General features: G+C 70.3%; 23 protein-coding genes, 1 tRNA gene, 2 pseudogenes and 1 riboswitch. Of the genes and pseudogenes, 16 read left to right on the top strand and 10 right to left on the bottom strand.

Annotated elements, in window-relative coordinates:
* Window positions 1–114: 114 nt before the first annotated feature.
* Both PV734_RS13250 and PV734_RS13245 read right to left on the bottom strand, forming a co-directional pair.
* Window positions 115–1,191: pseudogene (locus PV734_RS13250) on the bottom strand (BTAD domain-containing putative transcriptional regulator); the annotation flags it as partial.
* A 109-nt stretch (window positions 1,192–1,300) separates the two neighbouring features.
* Window positions 1,301–3,472, bottom strand: coding sequence for an asparagine synthase-related protein (locus PV734_RS13245; RefSeq protein WP_319289570.1), 2,172 nt, complete (start codon window positions 3,470–3,472; stop codon window positions 1,301–1,303).
* A gap of 910 nt (window positions 3,473–4,382) precedes the next feature.
* Between PV734_RS13245 and PV734_RS13240 the strand changes: the two genes are divergently transcribed.
* The 4 genes from PV734_RS13240 (at window position 4,383) to PV734_RS13225 (ending at window position 9,607) form a co-directional block, all read left to right on the top strand.
* A complete protein-coding gene (locus PV734_RS13240; RefSeq protein WP_319098647.1) occupies window positions 4,383–5,807 on the top strand; it encodes an MFS transporter in 1,425 nt (474 codons plus the stop codon).
* A 114-nt stretch (window positions 5,808–5,921) separates the two neighbouring features.
* Window positions 5,922–7,145 carry an L-2-hydroxyglutarate oxidase gene (lhgO, locus tag PV734_RS13235; RefSeq protein WP_319098648.1) on the top strand — a complete coding sequence of 408 codons (1,224 nt, stop codon included), beginning with the start codon at window positions 5,922–5,924 and terminating at the stop codon, window positions 7,143–7,145.
* Window positions 7,146–7,368: 223 nt separating this feature from the next.
* Window positions 7,369–8,181 carry a tRNA (guanosine(46)-N7)-methyltransferase TrmB gene (trmB, locus tag PV734_RS13230; protein ID WP_415924196.1) on the top strand — a complete coding sequence of 271 codons (813 nt, stop codon included), beginning with the start codon at window positions 7,369–7,371 and terminating at the stop codon, window positions 8,179–8,181.
* 67 nt (window positions 8,182–8,248) lie between these two features.
* On the top strand, window positions 8,249–9,607 hold the full coding sequence (locus PV734_RS13225) for a PrsW family intramembrane metalloprotease (RefSeq protein WP_415924195.1): 1,359 nt from the start codon (window positions 8,249–8,251) through the stop codon (window positions 9,605–9,607).
* A 125-nt stretch (window positions 9,608–9,732) separates the two neighbouring features.
* On the opposite strand, the gene PV734_RS13220 is transcribed toward PV734_RS13225, so the two are convergent.
* The 3 genes from PV734_RS13220 to PV734_RS13210 all read right to left on the bottom strand — a co-directional run bounded on the left by PV734_RS13220 (window position 9,733) and on the right by PV734_RS13210 (window position 12,644).
* Window positions 9,733–10,800, bottom strand: coding sequence for a M23 family metallopeptidase (locus PV734_RS13220; protein ID WP_319098649.1), 1,068 nt, complete (start codon window positions 10,798–10,800; stop codon window positions 9,733–9,735).
* An 11-nt stretch (window positions 10,801–10,811) separates the two neighbouring features.
* A riboswitch (cyclic di-AMP (ydaO/yuaA leader) is annotated at window positions 10,812–10,969 on the bottom strand.
* A gap of 386 nt (window positions 10,970–11,355) precedes the next feature.
* A tRNA-Met gene (locus PV734_RS13215) sits at window positions 11,356–11,429 on the bottom strand.
* Between the two features lie 75 nt (window positions 11,430–11,504).
* A complete protein-coding gene (locus PV734_RS13210; protein ID WP_319098650.1) occupies window positions 11,505–12,644 on the bottom strand; it encodes a dihydrofolate reductase family protein in 1,140 nt (379 codons plus the stop codon).
* Between the two features lie 62 nt (window positions 12,645–12,706).
* Between PV734_RS13210 and PV734_RS13205 the strand changes: the two genes are divergently transcribed.
* The 7 genes from PV734_RS13205 (at window position 12,707) to PV734_RS13175 (ending at window position 18,212) form a co-directional block, all read left to right on the top strand.
* Window positions 12,707–13,243 (top strand): MarR family winged helix-turn-helix transcriptional regulator, encoded by a 537-nt coding sequence (locus PV734_RS13205; protein WP_319098651.1) that lies wholly within the window; start codon window positions 12,707–12,709, stop codon window positions 13,241–13,243.
* Between the two features lie 138 nt (window positions 13,244–13,381).
* Window positions 13,382–14,050, top strand: a complete 669-nt coding sequence (locus PV734_RS13200; RefSeq protein WP_319098652.1) for a GTP cyclohydrolase II — start codon at window positions 13,382–13,384, stop codon at window positions 14,048–14,050.
* 682 nt (window positions 14,051–14,732) lie between these two features.
* A complete protein-coding gene (locus PV734_RS13195) occupies window positions 14,733–14,879 on the top strand; it encodes a hypothetical protein (RefSeq protein WP_319098670.1) in 147 nt (48 codons plus the stop codon).
* Window positions 14,880–14,937: 58 nt separating this feature from the next.
* Window positions 14,938–15,246, top strand: a complete 309-nt coding sequence (locus PV734_RS13190; RefSeq protein WP_319098653.1) for a hypothetical protein — start codon at window positions 14,938–14,940, stop codon at window positions 15,244–15,246.
* A 1-nt stretch (window position 15,247) separates the two neighbouring features.
* Complete coding sequence (locus tag PV734_RS13185; RefSeq protein ID WP_319289569.1) at window positions 15,248–16,453, top strand: enoyl-CoA hydratase/isomerase family protein; 1,206 nt, start codon at window positions 15,248–15,250, stop codon at window positions 16,451–16,453.
* Between the two features lie 63 nt (window positions 16,454–16,516).
* Window positions 16,517–17,437, top strand: coding sequence for a hypothetical protein (locus tag PV734_RS13180; protein ID WP_319289568.1), 921 nt, complete (start codon window positions 16,517–16,519; stop codon window positions 17,435–17,437).
* A gap of 40 nt (window positions 17,438–17,477) precedes the next feature.
* Window positions 17,478–18,212 carry a hypothetical protein gene (locus tag PV734_RS13175; protein WP_319289567.1) on the top strand — a complete coding sequence of 245 codons (735 nt, stop codon included), beginning with the start codon at window positions 17,478–17,480 and terminating at the stop codon, window positions 18,210–18,212.
* Here PV734_RS13175 and PV734_RS13170 read toward each other — a convergent pair.
* Window positions 18,152–18,604, bottom strand: coding sequence for a hypothetical protein (locus PV734_RS13170; RefSeq protein WP_319098657.1), 453 nt, complete (start codon window positions 18,602–18,604; stop codon window positions 18,152–18,154). The two genes, PV734_RS13175 and PV734_RS13170, sit on opposite strands and share 61 nt — an antisense overlap.
* A 208-nt stretch (window positions 18,605–18,812) precedes the next feature.
* Between PV734_RS13170 and PV734_RS13165 the strand changes: the two are divergent.
* The 4 genes and pseudogenes from PV734_RS13165 to PV734_RS13150 all read left to right on the top strand — a co-directional run.
* Window positions 18,813–18,932 (top strand): annotated as a pseudogene (locus tag PV734_RS13165) (ribonuclease BN); the annotation flags it as partial.
* Between the two features lie 158 nt (window positions 18,933–19,090).
* Entirely contained in the window at window positions 19,091–19,510 is a 420-nt protein-coding gene (locus PV734_RS13160; RefSeq protein WP_319098658.1) for a phage holin family protein, read from the top strand.
* Window positions 19,507–19,977 carry a DUF3618 domain-containing protein gene (locus PV734_RS13155; RefSeq protein WP_319098659.1) on the top strand — a complete coding sequence of 157 codons (471 nt, stop codon included), beginning with the start codon at window positions 19,507–19,509 and terminating at the stop codon, window positions 19,975–19,977. Before PV734_RS13160 ends, PV734_RS13155 begins: the two co-directional genes overlap by 4 nt.
* Window positions 19,974–20,240: a DUF4235 domain-containing protein gene (locus PV734_RS13150; protein WP_319098660.1), complete on the top strand. Its 267-nt coding sequence runs from the start codon at window positions 19,974–19,976 to the stop codon at window positions 20,238–20,240. Before PV734_RS13155 ends, PV734_RS13150 begins: the two co-directional genes overlap by 4 nt.
* A gap of 93 nt (window positions 20,241–20,333) precedes the next feature.
* Here PV734_RS13150 and PV734_RS13145 read toward each other — a convergent pair whose 3' ends face one another.
* Window positions 20,334–20,537 carry a cold-shock protein gene (locus PV734_RS13145; RefSeq protein ID WP_069766207.1) on the bottom strand — a complete coding sequence of 68 codons (204 nt, stop codon included), beginning with the start codon at window positions 20,535–20,537 and terminating at the stop codon, window positions 20,334–20,336.
* Window positions 20,538–20,844: 307 nt separating this feature from the next.
* Entirely contained in the window at window positions 20,845–21,183 is a 339-nt protein-coding gene (locus PV734_RS13140; RefSeq protein WP_044471789.1) for a helix-turn-helix domain-containing protein, read from the bottom strand.
* Window positions 21,184–21,842: 659 nt separating this feature from the next.
* On the opposite strand from PV734_RS13140, the gene PV734_RS13135 reads away from it, so the two are divergent.
* Complete coding sequence (locus tag PV734_RS13135; RefSeq protein WP_319098661.1) at window positions 21,843–22,202, top strand: hypothetical protein; 360 nt, start codon at window positions 21,843–21,845, stop codon at window positions 22,200–22,202.
* 137 nt (window positions 22,203–22,339) lie between these two features.
* On the opposite strand, the gene PV734_RS13130 is transcribed toward PV734_RS13135, so the two are convergent.
* Both PV734_RS13130 and PV734_RS13125 read right to left on the bottom strand, forming a co-directional pair.
* Entirely contained in the window at window positions 22,340–22,648 is a 309-nt protein-coding gene (locus PV734_RS13130) for an SCO5918 family protein (RefSeq protein ID WP_319098662.1), read from the bottom strand.
* Between the two features lie 95 nt (window positions 22,649–22,743).
* Window positions 22,744–24,258: a DEAD/DEAH box helicase gene (locus tag PV734_RS13125; RefSeq protein WP_319098663.1), complete on the bottom strand. Its 1,515-nt coding sequence runs from the start codon at window positions 24,256–24,258 to the stop codon at window positions 22,744–22,746.
* Window positions 24,259–24,569 lie beyond the last annotated feature (311 nt).

Below are 24,569 nucleotides of genomic sequence, written 5' to 3'. Positions count from 1 at the left end.
CGAGCTCGTCGAGCAGGTCCAATACGTCGTCCGCGGTGAGTTCCGCTCCCGTCCGGCGTTCCGACTCGTACCGTGCCGCTCCCAGGACCCCGCGGGCCTCGGCCTCCGTCTCCTGAGCACGGTCTCGCGCAGACCGAGCGCGCTGACCACCGCGCCTGGGACCGCCTCCGGCCGGTCGAGCGGGGCGAACTCGACGAGCCATGCCTGGGGGAGGCCGGCGGCGGCTTCCTCGGCGAGACGGGTCTTTCCGGAACCGCCCGGTCCGATCAGGGTGACGAGACGGGTCCTGTGCACATCCGAACGGATGGCCTCGACCTCGGGTTCCCGGCCGACGAAAGATGTCAGACGGGGGCGAATGTTGCCGGTGTGGGCGGCTCCTCCGGCCGACCGCGGTGGCTGTGCCGGTGACTGCGGTGGCTGTGCCGGGTACTTCGGGGGCCGTGCCGCTGACTTCGGGGGCAGTGCCCGCTGTGGTGGCTGCGCCAGCAACTCCCTGTGCAGGGTTCGCAGTTCCGGGCCCGGGTCCGTGCCCAGGCCCTCCGCCAGGGTTCGGCGGGCCGTCTCGTACGCGGCGAGGGCGTCCGCGTCGCGGCCCGTGTCGCGCAGGGCCCGGACGAGGAGGGCGTACAGCGGTTCGTCGTACGGGTGGGCCTCCGTCAGTTCCCGCAGCTCCGGTACGGCGTCGTGGGCGCGGCCGAGTCTCAGGTCCGCCTCCACGCGCGCGCGTGTCGCCTCGCGGCGCAGTGCCTCCGGGCGGGTCGCGGCGGTGCGGTCGGGCAGGTCGGCCAGGGCGGGGCCGCGCCACAGGGCGAGGGCCTCGGAGAGGGTGCGTGCGGCGGTCGCCGGGTCGGCGCTGTCCAGGGCCACCCTGCCCTACCGTACGAGGCGTTCGAAGAGGTGGAGGTCGATGTGGTCGTGGGGTGCCGTCAGGCGGTAGCCGCCGGGGTCCGAGGTGATGGTGTTCCTGCCGAGGGTGCGGCGCAGGCGGCCGATGAGGGCTTGGAGGGCCGCGGGGGCGTCCTTGGGCGGGGTGTCCGCCCAGACCTCGGCGATCAGGGTTTCGGGGGTGGTGGTGCGGTTGGGGCGCAGCGCGAGGGCGGTGAGGAGGGCGCGGAGGCGGGGGCCGCCGAGGGGTACGGCTGTGCCGTGGTCGTCCTCGGCCTGGGTGACGCCCAGGATTCTGTACCGCACCGGCCTATTCTCGCCCCCGCCGCCCTTACCCGTCCCTCCCCCAGAGGGGGGACCCCCACTGGGGGCTGCGCCCCCAGACCCCCCTATCGGCCCTGAAGGGGCCTCGTCCTCAAACGCCGGACGGGCTGGAGGCCCCCGCCCCCGCCCCCAGTGCGCCCCTCTGGGGGGTGATTCCCGACGGTACGGCCCGTTGGCGGGCCGGGGTCCCTGTCCAGCAGGTGCCTCGGCGGGAGAGGAGGCGGCGTAGCCACACCTCCAGGGAGACCAGGTCCGCCAGGCCGTCCAGGGGGAGGGGTTCGCCCTCCGCGGCGGCACGGAGGGCCTTGCGGACCACTCTCGCCTCCACCAGACCCGCCTCCGCGAGCAGCGGCGTGTCGAACAGGGTCATCAGGGACTCCACCGACACCCGCAGGCCCGTCCGCGACGCCGCGTTCGCCGAGGCGTGGGAGGGCGCGCCCCATCCGGGGGGCAGGTCCGCGACGCCGGCGCCTTCCAGGACCGTACGGAGGATGGATGCCCGGGCGCCCGGTTGGACGCGCAGGGCTTCGGGAAGGGCTCGGCAGGCGCGTACGACCTGGTTGTCCAGGAAGGGCGTGTGCAGGCGCTGGAAGCGGATCTCGGCGGCCTGTTCCAGGACACGTACGTCGGCCGCCTGGCGGGCCAGTGCCGCCCGCGCGCGGAAGTCCCCGGGGCGTTGGCCGGGGCCGACACCGACGCCCGCGCGGTCCGTGGCCCAGTTGAGGCGAACCGATACTTCAGCCAGCGCCTCACCGGTCAGCCAGCGCGCGGCCGGGCCGGGTCTCGCCCAGGTGAGCGCGGCCAGCGAGGCCCCCACCGCGCCCCCGGGCTCGTCGAACCGGCGCTGCATCAGACGGTCGGCGAGGTTCTCGATGCCGGCCCGGTAGGGCGTCCGGGAGAGCTTGCGGGCGGCGCCGTACACGCGCGCGGGGACCATCACCGAGCCGTCGGCCTTCGCGAGCGCCGCCACCGGTCGGACCAGGTGACGGCGTTTGCGGTCCATCAGGAGGTCGGCCAGGCGGGCGGGGTGGGCGTCCAGCACCTGCCGGGCGCCGTAGCCGGTGAAGTGGTCGGCGCTGCCCGAGGCCAGGCGGGCGCGATGCCGGGCCGCCGTCACCAGGGAGGGACCCGGTTCGTCGGTCAGCGGGCCCTCCAGGTCGGCGTACGGGAGGACGTCCTCGCCGCCCGCCACCACCACGTGGTGCAGGCGCGGGTTCGCCGCGAGGGCGCCCGCCCGTTCCAGTTCCGCCTCACGCCCGCCCACGGCCAGGTCGTTGAAGGTGACCGCCACGAGCCGCTCCCCGGCGCCCGTGCCATGTCCCAGTACCGTCCCCGGCATGCCCGGGAGACCCGCCGCCAGGAGCGCGAGTGTCCCCGAGGCCGGCCCGCCTGACAGGTCCGCCCCTATCCCCGGTACGGGCATCCCGCGCGCGGCACGCCGTTCCGCGGGGCCCATTCCGGGCACGGGGCCGGGGTCGACGTCGGCGCCGGGTACATGGCGAGGAGCGGACAGCCGGGCCCGTACCGCCTCGACCAGCGCGTCCCGTACGCCGTCCACCGCCCGGTCGGGGTCCACGGAGGCCGCCGCGACCGCGAGGGAGGCGACCGGTTCGTACCCGGCGATCTCACGCGCCCCGGCGCGCAGGATCAGCGCGTGCCCGGGCGGAATGCGCCGTACGCCGTCGTAGGGGGTCGAGTCGTGCAGCGCGGCCGGTACGTCGGGGGCCGCGAGAAGAGCGGCGAGGTGGCCGAAGTCGAGGTTGGCCTCGATGAGATCGGCGAGCGGGAGGGCCGCCGTCGCGTAGGCCGTACCGCCCGCCCAGGGGGTGTGGAACACCGGGCGCGCGCCCGCGAGGTCGCCGCAGACCATGAGCCGGCGCCCCACCTGGACGATCGCCGTGTAACTGCCCGGCCAGGCCGTCAGATGGCGAAGTGCCCCTCCGCGGGCGGCGAACAGGGCGACCCGCAGCTGCTCGTCGGTGGCTCCGCAGGTGCCCAGGACCGCGATCCGGGTCTGGTCGTCGGCCCGCACGACGCGTACCTCGTCGGGGCGCCAGTCGCCGACCGCCCAGAGCGGATCGGGGTCTCCCCAGAGGAGTTGGGAGCCGACCGGGTGGACCGTCTCGCCCTCGTAGCCGGTCGCCCCCGCCGCGTATCCGGCTCCGGTTCCCGTGGCGGTTCCGGCGGCCGGGTAACCGGCAGGTCCTGTCGCGAACTTGGCGGCCACAGCTGCGGTGCTGCTCCATCCCACCAACCACCGCATCGACGCCTCCACAGGCTGTGGACAACCAGTGCACCGGACGAACTCGGCACCATGCTGCCATGAAGGACGCGCCCAGGAGGGACGGCGGAGCCGCTTGTGCTCCCCGAAGTGCGCCCCTGCGAACTCCTGTGCACCCCCTGGAACATGCCCGCCCGGCCCCGAACGCACGCGCGGACCAAGGGACTTCAGGGTTCTCCGGGGAATTCCGGGGCCGCCCGAGGCCTGTTCGAAGTCCGGGGGAAGGAACTTCGGCGGTCGGATCAGAGGCCGGATCAGAAGATCGCCGTTCCCTGGCGGGAAGTTCGCAACCCGTCCGGCAGGCAGTGCACGGCACGGCCGCGGGACGAACGCGGGACGACTGCGGGGAGATCGCAAGCAGGGCGGTGCCGCCGCTGCGACCTGAATGCGCCCCCGTTACGCTCCCCCAAGACGCCCCACGCGCCCTCAATTTCCGTGGTGGGAGGGGTAATCGGCCCGGTACGACGGGGTCTGTTTTCGGCCAAGTTGGCGCAGCGGGGGCAGGCTCGCGCACGCTCCGTACAGGCTCTGCGGAGCGCAGCGCCCACGCACAGTCCGGGAGGCGGAGTTCGCCTCCCGGACCGGTCCGCCGCCCGCGGGGATGTAGGCGGCGGTGTCCCCCAGCCCACTGGATCCAGTACAGCGGGCCGACCCACGCAGAATCCATGGAAGCGCTCCCGCCATGGCCGGAGAAGAGCGCACGGACAGGCGCACGGCCACACGTCGGGGGCACGTCGCAACGGTGCGTACATCCCCAGAACTTCCGTACGGACCACAATCCCGCCATCCGGAACAATGCCCCTTAACGCTTGGGATGCGGCGAACTACGCTGGGTTTACGAATGCCGGGTGGTTATGCCAGCGCGGCAGCCGTCTGTGTCGAGGGGTGGCGCATGTCCAGGGAGCAACGCGGGCCGAACGAAAAACTCGGCGCCGTTCTCGCCCTCGCGGGAATCAGCAACGCAGGACTCGCGCGTCGCGTCAACGATCTTGGCGCTCAACGCGGGTTGACTCTTCGCTACGACAAGACGTCGGTGGCGCGCTGGGTGTCGAAGGGCATGGTGCCGCAGGGCGCCGCGCCGCACCTCATCGCGGCCGCCATCGGCCAGAAGCTCGGCCGTCCGGTGCCGCTCCACGAGATCGGCCTGGCGGACGCGGACCCCGCGCCCGAAGTGGGCCTCGCCTTCCCCAGGGACGTCGGACAGGCCGTCCGCTCGGCCACCGACCTCTACCGTCTCGACCTCGCGGGCCGGCGCGCCGGCTCCGGCGGCATCTGGCAGTCGCTCGCCGGATCGTTCGCGGTGAGCGCGTACGCGACGCCCGCCTCACGATGGCTGATAACCCCGGCCGACAGCTCGGTGGCACGCGACGCGAGCCCCGCCGAGGGCTCCGGGGCACCGTTGAAAGTCGGCCACAGCGATGTGCTGAAGCTGCGGGAAGCCGCGGAGGACGCCAGGCGCTGGGACTCCAAGTACGGGGGCGGCGACTGGCGTTCGTCGATGGTGCCCGAGTGCCTGAGGGTGGAGGCGGCACCCCTGCTGCTGGGGTCGTACTCCGACGAGGTGGGACGCGCGCTCTTCGGGGCGTCCGCCGAACTCACGCGCCTCGCCGGGTGGATGGCCTTCGACACCGGCCAGCAGGAGGCCGCGCAGCGGTACTACATCCAGGCGCTGCGGCTCGCCCGCGCGGCGGCGGATGTGCCGCTGGGAGGCTACGTCCTGGCCTCGATGTCCCTGCAGGCCACCTACCGGGGCTTCGGCGACGAGGGCGTCGACCTCGCCCAGGCCGCCCTGGAGCGCAACCGGGGCCTCGCGACGGCCCGCACGATGAGTTTCTTCCGGCTGGTCGAGGCGCGGGCCCACGCGCGCGCGAGTGACGCCCACGCGGCCGGCGCCGCGCTGCGCTCCTCGGAGAGCTGGCTGGAGCGGGCCCGCGACGGCGACGGCGACCCCTCCTGGCTCGGCTTCTACGGCTACGACCGCTTCGCCGCCGACGCCGCCGAGTGCTACCGCGACCTGAAGGCACCGCGCCAGGTCCGCCGTTTCACCGAGCAGGCACTGTCGAAGCCGACCGAGGAGTTCGTGCGCTCACACGGGCTGCGGCTGGTCGTCTCGGCGGTCGCCGAGCTCGAGTCGGGCAACCTCGACGCGGCATGCGAGCAGGGCGTACGGGCGGTGGAGGTCGCGGGGCGCATCTCCTCGGTGCGCACCACCGAGTACGTGAGGGATCTGCTGCACCGACTGGAGCCCTACGGGGACGAACCGAGGGTGGTGGAGCTGCGGGAGCGGGCCCGTCCGCTGCTGATGACTCCGGCGTAGATTTCACAGCGTCCGAAGACGCTGCGACGAGTGTCCGCTTCCCGTGTCCGCTTCTCGCGTTTGAAGTGACTGTCAGTGGCGCAGTGCACTATCGAAAGCAGGAGGTGGAGCGCGGTGGAGCCGACGCGTGGGTTCGCTTACGACTGTGACGTGCTGGTGATCGGTGGGGGGATCGTCGGTCTGTCGACGGCGTATGCGATCACGCGCGCCGCCCCGGGCACCCGGGTGACGGTGCTGGAGAAGGAATCAGGCCCGGCGCGGCACCAGACGGGCCGCAACAGCGGGGTGATCCACAGCGGGATCTACTACCGCCCCGGCTCGCTCAAGGCCGAGTACGCGGTGCGGGGCGCCGCCGAGATGGTCAAGTTCTGCGCCGAGTACGGCATCGCGCACGCCGTCACCGGCAAACTGATAGTCGCCACGGAACGGGACGAGCTGCCCCGCCTGCACGCCCTCGTCCAGCGCGGCCGGGAGAACGGCATCCCGGTGCGCGAACTGGGCCCCTCCCAGATCGGGGAGTACGAACCGGAGGTGCGGGGCCTCGCCGGCATCCACGTCGGCACGACGGGCGTCTGCGACTACGTGGCGGTCGCCCGGCAGCTGGCCGAGTCCTCCGGGGCGGAGATCCGGTACGGCGCCGAGGTGGTCCGCGTCGACCGGCGGCCGGAGCTCGGGGTGGCCGTACGGACGGCGGGGCCGGGCGGCGGCGAGATCGTGCGGGGGCGGGTGCTGGTCAACTGCGCCGGGCTGTACTGCGACGAGGTGGCACGGCTGACCGGCGACGATCCCGGGATGCGGATCGTGCCGTTCCGGGGCGAGTACTTCACGCTGGCGCGGCCCGAGCTGGTGCGCGGGCTGGTGTATCCGGTGCCGGATCCGGCGTTCCCGTTCCTCGGGGTCCATCTCACCCGGGGGATCGACGGAGGCGTCCACATCGGGCCGAACGCGGTGCCGGCGATGGCCCGCGAGGGATACGGGTGGGGAACCGTACGGATGCGCGAGCTGGGGGCGACGGTGGCGTGGCCGGGGTCGTGGCGGATAGCCGCGAGGCACTGGCGGTACGGGGGCGGCGAGCTGCGGCGGTCGGTGTCCAAGAAGGCGTTCGCGCGGGCGGTGCGGAGGTTGCTGCCGGTTGTGGCGGACGAGGATCTGGTGCCTGCGGCGGCGGGGGTACGGGCGCAGGCGGTGCTGCGGGACGGGACGCTGGTGGATGACTTCCTCATCCGGGAGGGGGCGCGGGCGGTGCATGTGCTGAACGCGCCGTCGCCGGCGGCGACCGCTTCGCTGCCGATCGGGCGGGAGGTCGCGCGGCGGGCGTTGAGTGTGCTGGGTGGGTGACGCGGCCGGGCGTTTTTCGCCCCCGCCGCCCCTACCCGTCCCATCCTGAACCTGGGGGCTGCGCCCCCAGACCCCCCATCGGCCCTGAACGGGCCTTGTCCTCAAGCGCCGGACGGGCTGGGAATGCGGGCCGGGGCTGGAAAGCTCGGCCGGGGCTGGAGGTGCGGGTCGGGGCTGGAGGGTGCCAGGCCCGTGCAGTAGCGGCGGTAAAATCGGGCGCATTGTGTCTGACTCCATTGACTCCGCCTCCGCCTCCTCCCCCGAGCCGACGCCTGCCCCGGCCCCCGCTCCCGTCCGGGCCAAAGGCGAGCCCCGGTTTCCCGGCGGGCCGCAGGCCGATCCCGCCGGGTCCCACTTCGAGCGGCGGATCAGGAGCTTTCAGCCCCGGCGCAGCCGGGTCACCGCCGGGCAGGGTGACGCGTTGCGGCGGCTGTGGCCCAAGTGGGGCCTCGACATCGACGGCCACGCCCTGCGCCTCGACGAGCTGTTCGGCGACGACCTGCCCGTCGTACTCGAGATCGGGTTCGGGATGGGCGAGGCAACCGCGAGGATGGCCGCCGACGATCCCCGTACCAACATCCTCGCCGTCGACGTGCACACCCCGGGCCAGGGCAACCTGCTCAACCTTGCCGACCAGCACGGACTGACCAACATCCGCGTCGCCAACGGTGACGCCATCATCCTGCTCCGCGAGATGCTCACCCCCGACTCCCTCGACGGCCTGCGCGTCTACTTCCCCGACCCCTGGCCCAAGAAGCGGCACCACAAGCGGCGGCTGATCCAGCCCGAGTTCCTCGACCTGGTCGCCGACCGGCTGCGCCCGGGCGCCGTCGTGCACTGCGCGACCGACTGGGAGCCGTACGCCGAACAGATGCTCGACGTACTCGAAGCGCACCCGCGGTTCGAGAACACCCGGCCGGACGGCGGTTACGCGCCCCGGCCGGAGTTCCGGCCCCGGACCCGTTTCGAGGGCCAGGGACTGGAGAAGGGTCATGTCGTGAACGACCTGCTGTTCCGCCGCGTACAGCACTCGTAGGGCGCTCACGGAGCACTCGCGGAGAACCCGTCGCGGGCCGCGTCCCTCCCTCGTTAGGGTCAATGCCGTGGCCATCTTTCCTCCGTATCCGGCGCATCCCAGCGGCCCGGCCGACGGTCCCGTCGGCGGGGCGCTGCGGCACGCGCACTGGTGGCAGCGGCCCTGGGTGCGTTACGGCGCCCTCATCAGCCTGCTCGCGCTCTCCGGGCTCGTCATCCTCGCCCTGGTCCGCGAACAGACCGGCACCGAGGGGTTCCTGGTCGGGCTCGGGCTCGCCGTACTGCCCGTGCCGTTGCCCGTCGCCGCGTTCCGCTGGCTGGACCGGGTCGAGCCGGGCCCCTGGCGGAACCTGCTCTTCGCCTTCGCCTGGGGCGCCTGCGCGGCGGCCCTGATAGCGATCGTCGCCAACAGCTTCGCGACCAGATGGATAGCGACGGCCACCGCCGACCCGTCCGGCGCGGACACCCTCGGCGCGACCGTCATAGCGCCGATCGTCGAGGAGTCCGCGAAAGCAGCCGCCGTACTCCTCATCTATCTCTTCCGGCGGCGCGACTTCACCGGGATCGTCGACGGGGTCGTCATCGCCGGGGTCACCGCCACCGGCTTCGCCTTCACCGAGAACATCCTCTATCTCGGCACCGCGTTCGGCACCGACCAGCTCACCGGAGACAGCGGCATCGCCTCGGTCACCGCGGCGACCTTCTTCGTCCGCGTGGTCATGTCACCGTTCGCGCACCCCCTGTTCACGGTCCTCACCGGCATCGGGTTCGGTATCTCCGCCCTCTGGGGCGAGCGTCGGCCCGTCCGCCGGGTGCTGCTGCCGCTGACCGGACTGCTGCTCGCGATGAGCATGCACGCCTTCTGGAACGGCTCGTCGACCTTCGGGGAGTACGGGTTCATCGCGGTGTACGCCGCCTTCATGGTGCCCGCGTTCGGCCTTCTCACCTGGCTGGTCATCTGGACCCGCCAGCGCGAACTGCGTACCGTGCGCGCCGAGTTGCCCGCGTACGCGCTGGCCGGCTGGCTGGCACCGGCCGAGCCGTACGCCCTCGGCTCGATGCGCGCCCGCCGGCTGGCCCGCGTGTACGCCCGCCGCCATCTGGGCAGGCCCGCGGCCCGCGCGGTGGCGCAGTACGAGGCGTACGCCACCTCACTCGCGTTCCTGCGCCACCGGGGGCGCCTCGGCCGCGCGGGCGCCGACTTCGTCGTCCGGGAGCAGGAGCTGCTGGGCGAGCTGTGGGAGCGCAGAGCGGTGGCCCGCCCTGCCCTGGACCACGCGGCCCGCGCCATCGCACCGGCCCCCGCTCCCGCACCGCCGGTCACCTGGCCGCCGTACCCCTCGTACAACCACGTCTACGGCCAGAACCGCCCCGCCTACAACCCGTACCCGTACCCGGACCCGGCCTACAACCCGTACCGCTCGTAGCAGGATTCCCACCAGGATCGAACAACGAAAAACCGGTAGCCCTGACGCAGACGATCAAGCGTCAGGACTACCGGTGAGAGACCGGGGAAGACGACTCCTACGGGTCGCCTCCCGAGGGTCGATTCCTACGGGTTGAGGCCCATGCTCCGCAGCCACGCCATCGGGTCGATGCCGGCACTGTCCGAGCTGCTGGTGTGCACCTCCAGGTGGAGGTGGGCCCCGGTGACGTTGCCGGTGGCGCCGACGCGGCCGATGACGTCACCCGTGGCGACCTTCTGGCCGACGCTGACGTTGATCGACGACTGGTGGGCGTACCAGAGCTCGGTGCCGTCGTCGAGGGTGAGGATGGTGCGGTAGCCGTAGGAGCCGCTCCAGCCCGCCTCGGTGACCGTGCCGCTGTGGATCGCCTTGAGGGGCGTGCCGGTGGGCGCGGCGAAGTCGAGGCCGGTGTGGTAGCCGGAGGACCACAGCGAGCCGGCCTGGCCGAACGTCGAGGTGATCGTGTACGAGGAGGTCGGCAGCGTGTACTGCTTGGCGAGCGAGGCGAGACGTGCGGCCTCCACCTTCGCCGCGGCGGCCTCCGCGATCTTCTTCTTCTCGGCGGCGACCTTGGCCGCGGCCTCCCGCTTCACCTTGGCGGCCTCGGCGGCGGCCTTCCTCGCGGCGGCGTCCTGGGCGGCCTGCTGGACCTTGGCCTCGGCCTGGTCCTTCTGCTGCTCGGCCTGGAGGATGATGCGGCTGCGCAGGGCCTCGCCGGCGTCGCTGGTGCCCTGCTCGGTCTCCTCGGGAGTCACGCCGACGCTGCTGAGCGCGGTGGCGGAGCCCTTGGGCTCGTCGTCCGAGTCGTCGTGCGTGAAGGGCGAGCCGACCGAGGGCAGGTCGGGGATGGAGATGGAGACCGGCGGCTTGCCGGTCTGCGCGGTGGCCATGCCGGCCCCGCCGACAGCGGCTATGACGCCGACGCCGAGAACAGTGGAGCTGCGGGCGAGTCCTCCGCCGCCGCGCTGCTTGCCTACGCGGTGCCGACCGCGGACCGGACGAGTGGTGTCCGCGCTGGGATTCCACTCCTCCCAGGGGCCCTCGTCGGTGCGGCGGCTGCCGAAGCCGAAGGTCGGGATCTTGCCGTCCTCGGTCTCGCTGGTGCGCCGGTTCGGCACGGAGGGGGCTGCTGGGGCGGGCGGGTTTGACGCCACGTGGGCGTGCTCCTTTCCTTCCTTCTCGCCTACCGGGTTAGCTGACGGGTTCGGAGCAGGAAGGTCTCCTACGCGCGTATACCTGCCGTGTTGCCACGGAGGCGGACGAGCGATTCACCCCAAGGTGGTGGTTCCCCGGTTCCCTTGCGGGATTAGGCACTTGCGCACGGAGCCGACTCTTGTGACGGCTGGGACTACCGCGCTGCGTTATCGAACGTTAATAGACCTGGCCACCGGATTCCAAGCTGTTCCCGTTGATCGTTAATCCTTTTCCCGAGGACTTTCTGGGTCACCACCGGTGAAAATCGGGCGAGTTGACCATGCCCTAAGTGACTGCCGAGTTTTGACGGAGTGTCAGATGTCGTCGGATGTTGGGCGGAACGAGATCGTTCGCTCACCCTTGGTGACAGGCTTGGTGGCAGGCTTGATGACAGGCGATGGCGGCCGACCGTCGACGCGCGTAACAAGCGAGCCGTAACGAGCAAGCTGGGTCGGGGCACAAACGACTCAGGGCCGGAAAACCACTTTCGTGGTTTTCCGGCCCTGGGCCTTCAGTAGCGGGGACAGGATTTGAACCTGCGACCTCTGGGTTATGAGCCCAGCGAGCTACCGAGCTGCTCCACCCCGCGCCGCTGAACACAACTATACGCCATTCGCGGGGCCTCGATCACCAGCCTCGGTCCGGGGTCCGCGGAGGCGGCACGTCAGCCGGGCAGGTGGGCGTTGGGAGCCTTGGCCCGCTCCGCGAACTCGGGGAGTACGACGACCTCGACGCCCTCCCCGGAGAGCAGGCCGTTCCCGTCCGCCGCCACCACGAAGGTGTCCGGCTCACGCCAGGCGGTCACCACCCGGCGGACGCCCGCGTCGAGGATCAGCCGGGCACAGGGGGCGGGGCGGGAGGCACGGCGGGCACAGGGCTCCAGGCTGCTGTAGACGGTGGCCGTCGGGAGCCGGGGGTCGGCCGGGTCGAGCTTCGCGAGCGCGGACTCCTCGGCGTGCACGACCGGGTCGCCGCCCTCCCGGGAGTGCCCGCGCGCCAGTTCCGTACCGTCGGAGGCCACCACCACCGCCCCCACACTGAACGCCGTTCGCGACGGCGGACACAGTTGGGCCAGTTCGCACGCCAGTGCCAGCCAGTGCCGGTCGGCGGCGGAGGCGAGCGGGCCGGCGCCGGGGGCGGTGGGCTCGTACCGCATCAGGACGACGTCCTCGATACGGCGCGTCTCCGTGAGCCGGAGCCGGCCGCCCTGGTAGCCGCCGGGGCCGAAGAGGCGGGGGGCGCCGGGGTCGCCGACGAAGAGGGGCGCGAGGACGAGCTGGAGTTCGTCGGCGAGGCCCTGCCGGAGGAGCTGGGTGTGGACGGTGCCACCGCCCTCGACCATGAGGCGCCGGACACCCCGTACGTCATGCAGGTGTTCGAGAAGGGCTCGCCAGTCGAGCGTGCCGGGGCCCAGGGCCACGATGGCGACATCGGCGCCCAGGCCGGCCCGCCGGGCCTGTTCGGCGCCCTTGTCCGTCGTGTACACGACCTTCTCGCCGCCCGTGTGCCAGAAGTTGGCCGCCGGGTCCAGCTCCCCCGATCCGCTCACGGTCACCTTGAGCGGATACTCGGGCTGTCCGGCCGCCAGCCGCGCTGCCCGCCGCTCGGGCGAGTTGACCAGGAGACGCGGATTGTCGGCGCGGATGGTGCCGGCGCCGACGAGGATGGCGTCACTGGCCGCCCGTACCTCGTCGACACGGTCGAAGTCGGCGGGGCTGGAGAGCAACAGCCGCTCGGGGCCGGTGTCGTCCAGGTAGCCGTCGAGAGAGACGGCGGCGGACAACAGGACGTACGGGAGGGGCATGGGGCACTCTCTTCTTGACCGGCGAGCTTGGTTCAAGTTTTAAACAAACCTACACTGGTGTCATGACGACCCGCTGGCTCACCCCCGAGGAGCAGCGCGCGTGGCGCGCGTACGTCGCGGCCTCCCTGCTTCTGGAGGACGCGCTCGACCGGCAGCTCCAGCAGGACGCCGGGATGCCACACCTCTACTACACGATCCTGGCCTATCTCTCCGAGACGCCCGAGCGGCGGCTGCGCATGACCGATCTCGCCGAGAGGCTGAAGATCACGCGCAGCCGGCTGACGTACGCGGTGGCCAGGCTGGAGAAGGACGGTCACGTCCGGCGCGAGGCCTGCAAGTGGGACAAGCGGGGGACGGTCGCCGCGCTGACCGAGGAGGGCATGGCGGTGCTGGAGCGCACCGCCCCGGGGCATGTGGCCACGGTCCGCGCCGCCCTCTTCGACCATCTGACCCCGGAGCAGGTGGGCCAGCTGGAGGAGATCGGTACGCGGATCGAGCGGGCGCTCCAGGGGGACGGGACGGAGTCGGCACCGGAAGGCCTGCCCTGGCTGCGCAGGTCGTCGCCCTCGTGCGGCGGCGCCGACGGCCCCGACACGTGAGGGCCGCCACAATCCCATTGCTTTAACTTTGAAGCATGGGATAGGGTCACTCTTCGAACGAGGATCTGCTTCAAATCTGAAGCAAAGCTGAGCAGGAGCAGATCCGGAGGATCGATCAGACCGACCCGGGAGCCCCGCATGCCCGACTTCACCGCCGCCACCCAGCGCTCCCGTGTCCGGGTACCGCTCCGCTTCCACGACGGCTACAGCGTCGACACCGAACTGGTCACCTTCCACGGCCTGACCGACGGCCAGGAGCACCTGGCGGTCGTCCTCGGCGAACCGAAGCCCGGCACCACCCCGCTGGTCCGGCTGCACTCCGAGTGCCTCACGGGTGACGTCTTCGGCTCGGCCCGCTGCGACTGCGGCCCCCAGCTGCGCGAGGCCGTCGAGCGCATCGCCGAGCGCGGCGGTGTCCTGCTCTACCTCCGCCAGGAGGGCCGGGGCATCGGCCTCTACAACAAGCTCGACGCGTACGCCCTCCAGGACGAGGGCCTCGACACCTACGCCGCGAACGCCGCGCTGGGCCTCCCCGAGGACGCCCGCGACTACACGGCTGCGGCCCAGATGCTCCAGGCCCTGGGCATCGACTCGCTGGACCTCCTCTCCAACAACCCGGACAAGGCCAACCAGCTCCGGGCCCTGGGCATGGACGTCCACGACCGCGTCCCCACGGGCGTCTTCACCACCCCGGACAACGTCCGCTACCTCCGCGCGAAGGTCCTGCAGACCCAGCACACGCTGCCGCTGGGCGAGTTGGGCGGCGTGAGCGGGCACACGGGGCTGAGCGAGCTGAGCGTCGGCTGACGGCGCTGCGACTACTCGCCGGAAGGCTGAGGAACCGCCCAGGGCCCTCAGGGGCCCTGTCTGCGTTCATGGTGTCCATGTCGTCCGTGGTCGAAGCGCGCGTAGGCGGCGATCAGGGGGTTGGCCGGCTGCGGGTCGGGACCGGCGCGGCTTTGGTCCTTGGTGATCCAGGTGCGGATGCCGTCCACGGCGAGGTCGTCGTGGTCGTGGTGCCGCTGGTCCGCCTGGTCGATACGTCCACCCAGTCGGCGCGCGGCACGAGCGGGCCGCTGTGGACCGTGCCGAGTTCCAGCAGGTCCACGACACGTTTGACTATCGGCAGGTAGGAACTCAGGTAGGGATGTCGGCCTGCACATGTGCCCATCGGCGTCCATGTCGCGAGTGATCCGCCCACACAGTGCCCTCCTGATCAAGTGCCCAGGATGCGCGAGGCCGAGCGGACAATCACCGATCCGACTGCTCCTGGGGACGACCTTCCGACGATCAGAGAGCCGAGTGCTCCATCAAGCTCGCCATATGTCCTCAATGACCCTCATCTTCGGGGAAGTTCGCTCTGGCGAAAGAGAGAACCTCGCCGATACCGTCAGTGGTCTTGACTGAACATCTGTACTCACGGGGAGCTCACCTTGAAGCGCCGCGCTTTGCCCGTTGCTGCCGCACTCGCCGTGCCCGAGAGGTCTCCATGACCGCGCCCTCGAACGTCGCCGGCCTCAACATCCAGGCGACGGCCACCGCGAAGCGCCCCTCCCTCAAACTCGAACCCGGCACCACCGACGCCACGACCTACCCGGCCTCCGGTGAGTGCACGATCAACGCCGTCAACCACTGACCGGCGAAGATCCCGCCCGTCCTTGCCCGGCAGAGACCCGGAGAGACCGGAACACGACATGAGTGACCTGCGCCTCGACGACACGATCTTCGAGGATCTGAAGAAGACCTTCTCCTCCATAAGCGACCGCATGGAAGCGACCCGGCGCAGCCTGCGCAGCGCGGACGCCTCGTGCGTCGGCGAGAGCGGACTGGTCGAGGATCTCCAGGACTTCGCCGACGACTGGGGCTACGGCATCAAGCAGCTCGGCAAGCACACCCAGGGTGCCGTGAAGATGATCAACAAAATCGCCGAGACCTTCGACGGGCTCGACCGGGAGCTGGCCGAGTCCCTCAAATCCGCCAAGGCCCAGAAGAAGGGCAAGTGACGTGACCGGTCAGCGGATCGTCCCGCCGAGCATCGGCTGGGATCCCACCCCGGGAGATGTCGAGGACACCCGGGAACTCGCCAAGCGGCTCGGCAGGCTGGCGAGTGAACTCGGTACCGCGCTCGGGGAGTTGGAGCGGATCGAGTGCGGCGCCTGGAAGGGCAGGACCGCTGTCGCCTTCACCGACTACATAGGCGAGGACGTCACCCCGCTCATCCGCAAGAGCCACGAGTCCTTCGACAAGGCCTCGCGAGCACTGCACCGGTGGGCGAACGAACTCCAGGACTTCCAGGACGAGACGGACCGGCTGGACAAGTCCGCCAAGGAGAAGCTGGACGCCCAGACGCAGGCCACGGAAGGCACCGACGAGTACGGCAAGGCCTCCGGTGACGTCAACGGGGCCATCCAGAAGGTCCACGAACTCGAAAGGCGCTACCGGCAGGCCGCCGGCCACATCAGCAGGGAACTGGACAAGGCAGCCGACATCGCCCCGAACGAGCCCGGCTTCTGGGACAAGCTGGGCACAGGCATCGCCGACGCGTGGGGTGCCACAGGGGACTGGCTCAAGGAGCACGCCGACCTGATCAAGGCGATCGGTGACGTCCTGAGCGACATCACCGCGGTGCTGGGCATGCTGGCCATCGTCACCCTTCCCTTCCCGCCCCTCGCGGCCATCTTCGGTACGGCCGCGCTGATCGGCGCGGGGCTCACGCTGGCGGCACATGGCATCGCCAAGGCGGCGGGTGCGGATGTGAGCTGGATGCAGATGGGGCTCGACGCCGTGGGGTTGTTGCCGGGGATCGGGATGTTCGGGAAGGGGGTGAAGGTTGTCGGTGCCGCCAAGGCCGCAGCCACGGCGAGCCGGTTGGGTAAGGGATTCCAGGCAACCAAGATCGCCGGTGAGTCGCGAGTCCTCCTGGCCTTCGGTAAGGAAGCCCAGGGCATCACCGGCGGCCTTGGCAAGGCCGGCCTGGTGAAGATCGGGGGCACGTCTCGCCATGTCTACGAGGTTGCGCACGCAGGCAGCGGTTCGATGTCCCGCATGGGCGGGCTAGCCGTCGCTGGTTATCACCAGGGCCAGTTGATCGGCACGAAGGGGGCTGGCCTTCTCGGCGCGAACATCAGTCCGTTCGGGGCCGGCGGTATCGTCCTGGACGCGGGTCTGAAGATCGCGCCCAAGGTCTACGCCCACGTGACCGGTGACTAGCGCCTTGTGCGTCGCGTGGAAGCGCCGTCCCAGCGGGCGCACCGAGGGAGGATTCGTACAGATATGAGCATCTGGCAACCCGAAGCGGACGAGACGCTGATCGCCCGTGCGCCGGTCACTTTCGCGACAGGTGAGGCCACGCCTGTCAGCGGGATGCGCTGGTTTCGCGACACCCAGCGCAACGACATTAAGGACGAACTCACTGGTTGGCCTGCGGGACCCACGTACAAGTCCCGCTCTGTCGGTGACACTGTGGCCCGGAATACGGTCAAGGGTCTCCTGGTAGCCGTAGGTGTCGGTATCAGGGGCTTTCTCTCCGCTCACGGAGGGGCTATCGGTGGCACCCCCGGTCTTGGGGACGAGGGTACGAACGTCTCGCACGACTACGCGGATGAAGTGGATGACTTCCCTGTCATGTGGGCTGCGCCGGGCACGATCGCTCGCACCCTGCCCTGGCAGTTGGACCCCGCTCGTTCCTCGGAGCAGCTCTACCGGACACATGCGGTCATCACCGACCGTCGGTTCGTGATCGTGGGTTTCCCCTACGTCAAGGGCAACGACATGCTCATTGACGACGAACTGCTCTGGGAAGCGCCTCGGTCGAGCATCGCGAGAGTCGAGCTGCGGGATTTCAAGCACGGGCGCGATGCGAAGATTTTCTTTGACGACGGTTCATGGTGCAGGCTGCACAGTGTCGGCCGAGAACGGCTCACTCGGTACCTGATTGAGCCCCTCGATTTCATTCCGCTGGAGTCCCTCACCCCGGCGCAGCGGAACACCGCCGAAGCGTTCGCCGAGGCCCAGGCGCCGGATGCCGAACTGCCTCTGGTGAAGCGGAATCCCTGTGGCTGTTTCCGGATCGAAGTGGTGGCCCTGAGCACGGTTCACGCGTTCTTCGGCCACACCGGTATGGACATGGTCATGGACGCGAACGGCACCGAACTCAAGCTCACGGAGTACCACCCGGAAGACTTCCTGACCTGAAACCCGTGCTGCCCTCGATCAGATCGGCTCACCGCACCCCATGTTCCCCGCCACCAACACCACGAACACCCTGCACGTCAGCACAGCCGACGGCGACCTCCCGCCCCTCTGGTTCCTCGCCCCCGAGGGCTTCTTCGCCCTGCCCGTCGCAGCCACCCCCGAGGAACGAGCCGCCCGCGCCCACTCCTTCGTACGAGAGCTGTACTCACGGGGCGACGAGAACATCTGGGAGCCCGCAGCCCCGTACTACGCGGCGATAGCCGAGATGATGGGGAACACCGGCGTCTCGTACGCCGCGATGGGTCTGTTCTCCACGGTGGAGGAGGACGACTCCGCCGCCGACGAGTCGACCAGGTACGAGCCCTCCGAGGGCATCGCGCAATGTGCCCTCACCGTGGCCATCGCCCCCACCGACCAGGCCGCCGGTGACACCGACGTCGTCGCCCAGGGCATCCTCGCGACGCTCTCCAGCGACCCGTTCAACGACGCCATCTGGCTCGACCTGCCGTGTGGGCCGGCGGTCTCCTGCATCATGGTGCGCGAGTACGACCTCAATCCGGAGATGACGGCCGACGCCCAGGCGGCGAAACTCCTCACCGGGCAGATACAGGTCCATGTTCCCTTCCCCACGGGCCCGTTCACCGCGATCTTCACCCTCTACACGGCCTCCATGGACCACTGGGACCAGATCTACGGCCTGTTGACGGCCGTCCTTCAGACGCTCTCGTTCATCGACCCGGCCGAGGAATCCCCGGAGGAGCCGACAGCGGCCTGACCCCGTTGCCCTCGCCCGACCCCGCACTCCGCGAGACCGACTTCCTCGGGGTTCGCTGCCTGTCCGTCGCCGGGCTCTGCCCCCTCGGCATCCTGCGCGGGCAGGCGCATGCCCCGCGACTCGTCGACGCGCAGGGCGTCGGTCAGGCACTCGGCCAGCCGGATGCCGGCGTAACGGACCTCGGTGTACGGCGACGCGGGGTCGTCCAGCACGTCGCGGGCGAGTTCGAGCACGTCGGCGCCACTGGCGAGTTGCACGGCCTCCAGATCGTCGGCGAGACGTGAGAGGCGGCTGCCGTGGTCGTCGGCCACCAGGTAGCAGGGCTTGCCCTCGGGCGACGGCCAGGGCAGCAGCCGGGGGACAGTGACACCGTTCGCGTTCACGTGTTCCATCAGGCGGCCATCTTCTGCGCGCCGGTCACGTACCCGTCGACTTCGATGCCGAGGTACGGGCGTCCGAGGGCGGAGTCGGCGCCGTCCAGGAAGGTGACGAGGCCGTACGGGGAACGGTGGCGGGGGAGGTACGGGGGCGGGGGTGTGGAGGGGCGGGCTCCGGAGACGCCGACCTATCTGCCACGTTCCTCCTGGTGGGCGGTGCTGCGCGGAACTGGCCCGCCAGCGTGCCGTCGCGGGCGGCCACCCGGCCGACGAGGAGCCCTACGTGCAGCCTCGGGACACCCGGAAGTGGGACGAGGAGGACCGCCGCCGCTTCGAGTCCTGAACCGGCGGGCACCGAGCCGCGTCCGGCGGGGTGACGCGGCGATGCGTGGGTACCCGCACAGCCGACCGATCCGACAACGCCCAGGGCAGCGTCGTACGAGAGTGTCGACGAACGCCGACGAAGGCCTACGAAAGCCGACCAAGGACGGGTGAGCACCCATGACAGCACAGGGCTCCCACCGAACGGACGACGGAGCGCAGGAACCGGTGGGCGACCTGGTCCAGCGTGCCTCGCGGCAGTTGTCACAGCTGGTCCGCGACGAGATGCGGCTGGCGCAGGCGGAGATGACCGAGAAGGGCAGGCGGTTCGGCAAGGGCGGTGGCCTGTTCGGCGGCGCCGGCGTGCTGGGTGTGCTCACCCTGCAGGCCCTGGCGGCCACCGCGATCGCCGCGCTGTCGCTCGCCATGGACGTGTGGGCGGCGGCGCTGATCGTCACCGGCGTCCTGGCTGCCGTCACCGCGGTGACGGCCGCGCTCGGCAAGAAGCAGTTCAGCAAGGCAGCCCCGCCGACGCCCGAGCGGACGGTGGACAGCGTCAAGGCCGATGTGGCCGCTATCAAGGAGAGTGCACACCGATGACCGAGGACAAGTCGCAGCCGGGTGCCGAGGCAACACCGTCCCCCGAGGAACTGCGGACCCGGGTGGAGGCAACACGCGAGGAGCTCGGCGAGACGGTCGAGGCCCTCGCGGCGAAGGCCGACGTCAAGGCCCGCGCCCAGGAGAAGACGACGGCCGTCAGGCAGCAGGTCGCCGAGAAGTCCGCCCAGGTCGGGGCCCAACTGCGGGACAAGGCGACACACGCGGCACACGCGGTGCAGGACAGGACCCCCGAACCCGTGCGCGCGAAGGCCGCGGCGGCCACCGGACAGGTCCGCGACAAGGCCGTGCACGTCGTGGAACTGGCCCGGGACAAGGCCCCGGAGCCGGTACGGGAGAAGGCGGGCCAGGGCATGCGTGCGGCGCGTGCCAACCGCGCCCAGCTGCTCGCCGTCGGCGCCGTCGTCGTCGCGCTGCTCATGGTGCGCCGCTCGCGGAGGCAGCGATGAAGGGCTCGAAGATCGCCTACAAGCCGGTCGGTACGGCCCTGGGCGCACTTGGCGGCTTCCTGGCCGGCGCGGTGTTCAAGCAGGCCTGGAAGCGGTTCGCGCACGAGGACGACGCCCCTGACGCCACGGACGAGTTCCGCAGCTGGCCCGAGATCCTCGCGGCAGCCGTCGTACAGGGCGCGATCTTCGCCGGGGTCAAGGCGGCCGTCGACCGCGGCGGCGCCACGGCGGTCCGACGCCTGACGGGTACCTGGCCGGGGTGAACCTCCGGCCTCCGGGCCGTACTTCCGGACCTTCGGAACGACGTACTGGGCCGCGCGGCGAACGCCGCGCGGCCCAGTACGTTCACTGCGAGATCAGGCGGTGGTGATGTTCTCCGCCTGGGGGCCCTTCTGGCCCTGGACGACGTCGAACGTCACGGTCTGGCCCTCCTGGAGCTCACGGAAGCCCGAGGAGTTGATCGCGGAGTAGTGCGCGAAGACGTCCGGGCCGCCGCCGTCCTGGGCGATGAAGCCGAAGCCCTTCTCCGCGTTGAACCACTTCACAGTTCCCGTAGCCATAGTCATGCCTTCCAGTCGATGAACGCCTGCCCCCTGTGGGGTAGACGGAGGTGATCGCCCTGGTCCCTGCGGCACAGCACAGCAAAACGCCCACACCAAGGGCGTGGGCAAGGGGAACTCCGAACCACGACAGCTCACACAGACGCTACCCGTCCGCGCCCTGCATCACCACAGAAAAAACCCCGCGTCGTATTTCGGCCACGCATGTGGGTGATGGCCCGCCGTCCCGGCGGGCACGCTCACTTCAGCTCCCGGCTCTCAGCTCTCGCTTCTCGACTCCCGGCTCGGAGTCCTCATCGCCGAGTTCTCAGTTCGCCGCCGACGGATTGGACGACGTGTCGGCGCGCCGGTATTCGGCGTTGATGCGCTGCGCTTCTTCGAGCTGGTCCTCAAGGATGATGATCCGGCAGGCGGCCTCGATCGGCGTGCCACGGTCGACGAGCTCACGCGCGCGGGCCGCGATGCGCAGTTGGTAGCGCGAGTAGCGGCGGTGTCCGCCCTCGGAGCGCAGTGGCGTGATCAGTCGCGCTTCACCGAGGGCCCGGAGGAACCCGGGAGTGGTACCGAGCATCTCGGCGGCCCGGCCCATCGTGTAGGCGGGGTAGTCGTCGTCGTCAAGACGGCCCAGCGAGTCGTCTGCTGTCATCTCACCTCTCTTTTGGAACGCGTCGAGGGGCCTTGGTGCCGTAACGGCACCAAGGCCCCGAAGGAACTGCAAACACCATCTGCCGGCCCTACTACTGCACCGGCCTGCTTTTTCCGCACAATTGTCTGATATGTCGACGAGAGTGCGGGGATCGCGAATTTATGACCGGAGACCACCTACCTATCGATGTCCTGCGGTACCCGGGCCCAGCTTCCGCCCGGGCGATCCTGATGGCGCTCGACTCCTCCGTTCTTCCCTCTGGGTCAACAACCTATCGAACAGGAACTACGTACTGCTGGTACCACTCATGGCGGCCCCTGATCACTGCGGGCCACCCGGTCCGGTCGTCAGCCCCGTCGCCGACCTACGACAAACCTGGCTTCGGAACTCCACCACCGCACCGTCCTACGAACTGCGAACCACAACCTGCGACTGCGGTACTACTGCCCGGCAGTTCGTGTCTGCCAGGCCTTGCTCGATCTCGGCTACGAGAGAAACCATAATGACCCGAGCCGCCAATGTCTACTCCGGCAAGCATAGATTTTGCTTGGCTCCACGATGAGGTAATCACCTGCGGGCCGATCGGCCGAGAGGGACCGGCCCACCTGGGTGTCACCGCCCGAGCCGCCCGCACGGGCCGTTGCATAGAATCCGATGCCATGCCGAAGCCTGACGACCTGATCGTTGACATCGCCGCCCTTGTGGAGTCCGGGCGAAGCAATCAGATGTCCCTGACCGTGGTCACCGGTGGTGCTGTCATCACCGGTCGACTGGCCCCCGAAGCCGTGTGGCGGCGGAGGGTGTCGGAGGTACTGACCGACTCCGATCAACTGGGCGAGTTCTCCGCCGTCTTCAGAGCCCCCACCAAGAGGGAGGGCCCACCCACGCATCTGCACTTCCATGTCGCCCGGATCCTGCAGGGCACGGTGGGGATCCCGGAGACGGGCGGGATGTACCGCATCGCGATCGAGGACGTCAGCGCCTGGACCGTGGGCGACTTCAGGTACTCCGACCACTGACCCACCATCCCGCTGAGCCACAGCCGCGCCCCGTCCGGCACGGCCGGCACCGCACACAGTGAGGGCCCTGCCGACGTATCGGCAGGGCCCTCACTGTTGCCCGGCTCGCGCCGGTGGGGTCGGTCAGGTGTCAGCGGTCAGACGGCCGCGGGAGTCCCGAGCAGCGCCGAAGCCTGCTCGAACGGGCTCTCGACGCGCACCGGCTCGGCCTGCGGCGGAGTCCCACAGGTGAAGCCGAGCCGGGTCATGGCCCGTACGACTTCGCCCGCGCTGAAATCGCGGGGGTCCTGACGGGTGACGATCTGGCCCACCTGCTTGACGGGGTAGCGACGTCGCCCGATGACCACGGACTCACCGGTGACCGGCTGGGGTTTGACGCCCTTCATCGACTCCAGCACGCCACTCTTGGTCAGGTCGAACGGGAAGCGTGCGATGACACAGCGCATGTTGCCTCACAGGGAGAAGCGGCGGAAACGGGAGAAGCGTGGCGGGTAGCGGGCGTCAGGACAAAGCACGCCTGACGCCGGTCATCGGGAAGGGACTACGCCGCAGCGGCGCCGGCCTGACGTGCGGACGCGCGGCGGGCCGCCGAGGCGGGGTGGCGTCGGCCGCGCGAGGTGGTGCCGCGCTTCTTCGCGCGGTCGGCCACCGGTGCGGTGATGACGACCGGGACGCCCGAGGGGGCCTGGGCGCCGGTGATGCGCTGCAGGGCCTCTTCGCCCGAGCGGACCTGAGTGGTCTGCGGGACGATGCCGGCCGCCGCCATCAGGCGGGTCATCTCGCGACGCTGGTTCGGGGTGACCAGGGTCACGACACTGCCGGACTCGCCGGCGCGGGCGGTGCGGCCACCACGGTGGAGGTAGTCCTTGTGGTCGGTCGGCGGGTCGACGTTGACGACGAGGTCGAGGTTGTCGACGTGGATGCCGCGCGCCGCGACGTTCGTGGCCACCAGCACGTTGACGTGACCGGTCTTGAACTGCGCCAGTGTGCGGGTGCGCTGCGGCTGCGACTTCCCGCCGTGCAGGGCGGCAGCCCGTACCCCGCTGTTGAGGAGGTGCTCGGTGAGACGGTCGACGGCGTGCTTGGTGTCGAGGAACATGATCACGCGGCCGTCGCGGGCGGCGATCTCGGTGGTGGCCGCGTGCTTGTCGGCGCCGTGGACGTGCAGCACGTGGTGCTCCATCGTCGTGACCGCGCCGGCCGAGGGGTCGACGGAGTGCACGACCGGGTCGGTCAGGTAGCGGCGCACGAGCAGGTCGACGTTGCGGTCGAGAGTGGCGGAGAACAGCATCCGCTGGCCCTCGGGGCGCACCTGGTCGAGCAGGGCGGTGACCTGCGGCATGAAGCCCATGTCGGCCATCTGGTCGGCCTCGTCGAGGACGGTGATGGAGACCTGGTTCAGCCGGCAGTCGCCGCGGTCGATGAGGTCCTTGAGGCGTCCGGGGGTGGCGACGACGATCTCGGCCCCGCCGCGCAGCGCGCTGGCCTGCCTGCCGATCGGCATCCCGCCCACCACCGTGGCCAGCCGAAGCCGCACGGCGCGGGCGTACGGGGTGAGCGCGTCGGTCACCTGCTGCGCCAGCTCACGCGTCGGTACGAGGACCAGACCCAGCGGCTGCCTGGCCTCGGCGCGCTGCCCGACCGTACGGGCCAGCAGCGCCAGTCCGAAGGCGAGGGTCTTGCCGGAGCCGGTGCGTCCGCGGCCCAGTACGTCACGGCCGGCCAGGGAGTTCGGCAGGGTCGCGGCCTGGATCGGGAAGGGCACGGTCACGCCCTGGGCGCCGAGCGCGGCCAGCAACTCCCGGGGCATGTCGAGATCGGCGAAGGCCTCCACGGCGGGAAGCGCGGGAGTGATCGTCTCGGGGAGGGCGAACTCCCCCTGCGGCGCGGCGGGCCGACGGCCGTAGCCACCGCCGGACCGGCCCTGGCCGCCGGAACGGCTCTGTCCGCCGGACCGGTTCGCGGTCGGCGAGCCCGATCGGCCGCCACTCCGTCCGGAAGCGGCACCGCCGTTGCGGGTGCGGGAGAAACGGTCGTTCGTACGTGTGCGGTTCATGCGGAACCTTCCTCGATGCGGCTCACATCTAGGAATTTCCGCAGCAACGAACCGCGCGGAGAATTGCAAGAATGGGCCGAAAGAATGCGAAAGCGAAGCTGGCCGGCAGTGAATTCACGCGGGCACAGTTGCTGAATTGGGTGACTCGACTGAATCAATGAAGAAGCCGACGAAATCATTTGAATCGATACGGAGTGACATCTGGGGCATTCACCACGCCCACGGAATGCACGTCCGCGAAGCCGTCGTCTCAACAGGTGAAACCACTGCGAAAAAAATACATGCAGCTGGGACCCGCACCCCGAGGGATG

Source organism: Streptomyces sp. AK08-02, from assembly GCF_033795085.1.
Taxonomy (GTDB): domain Bacteria; phylum Actinomycetota; class Actinomycetes; order Streptomycetales; family Streptomycetaceae; genus Streptomyces; species Streptomyces echiniscabiei.
The sequence above is the reverse complement of the archived record's forward strand: the minus strand, read 5'-3'. Positions and strand labels throughout refer to the sequence as shown.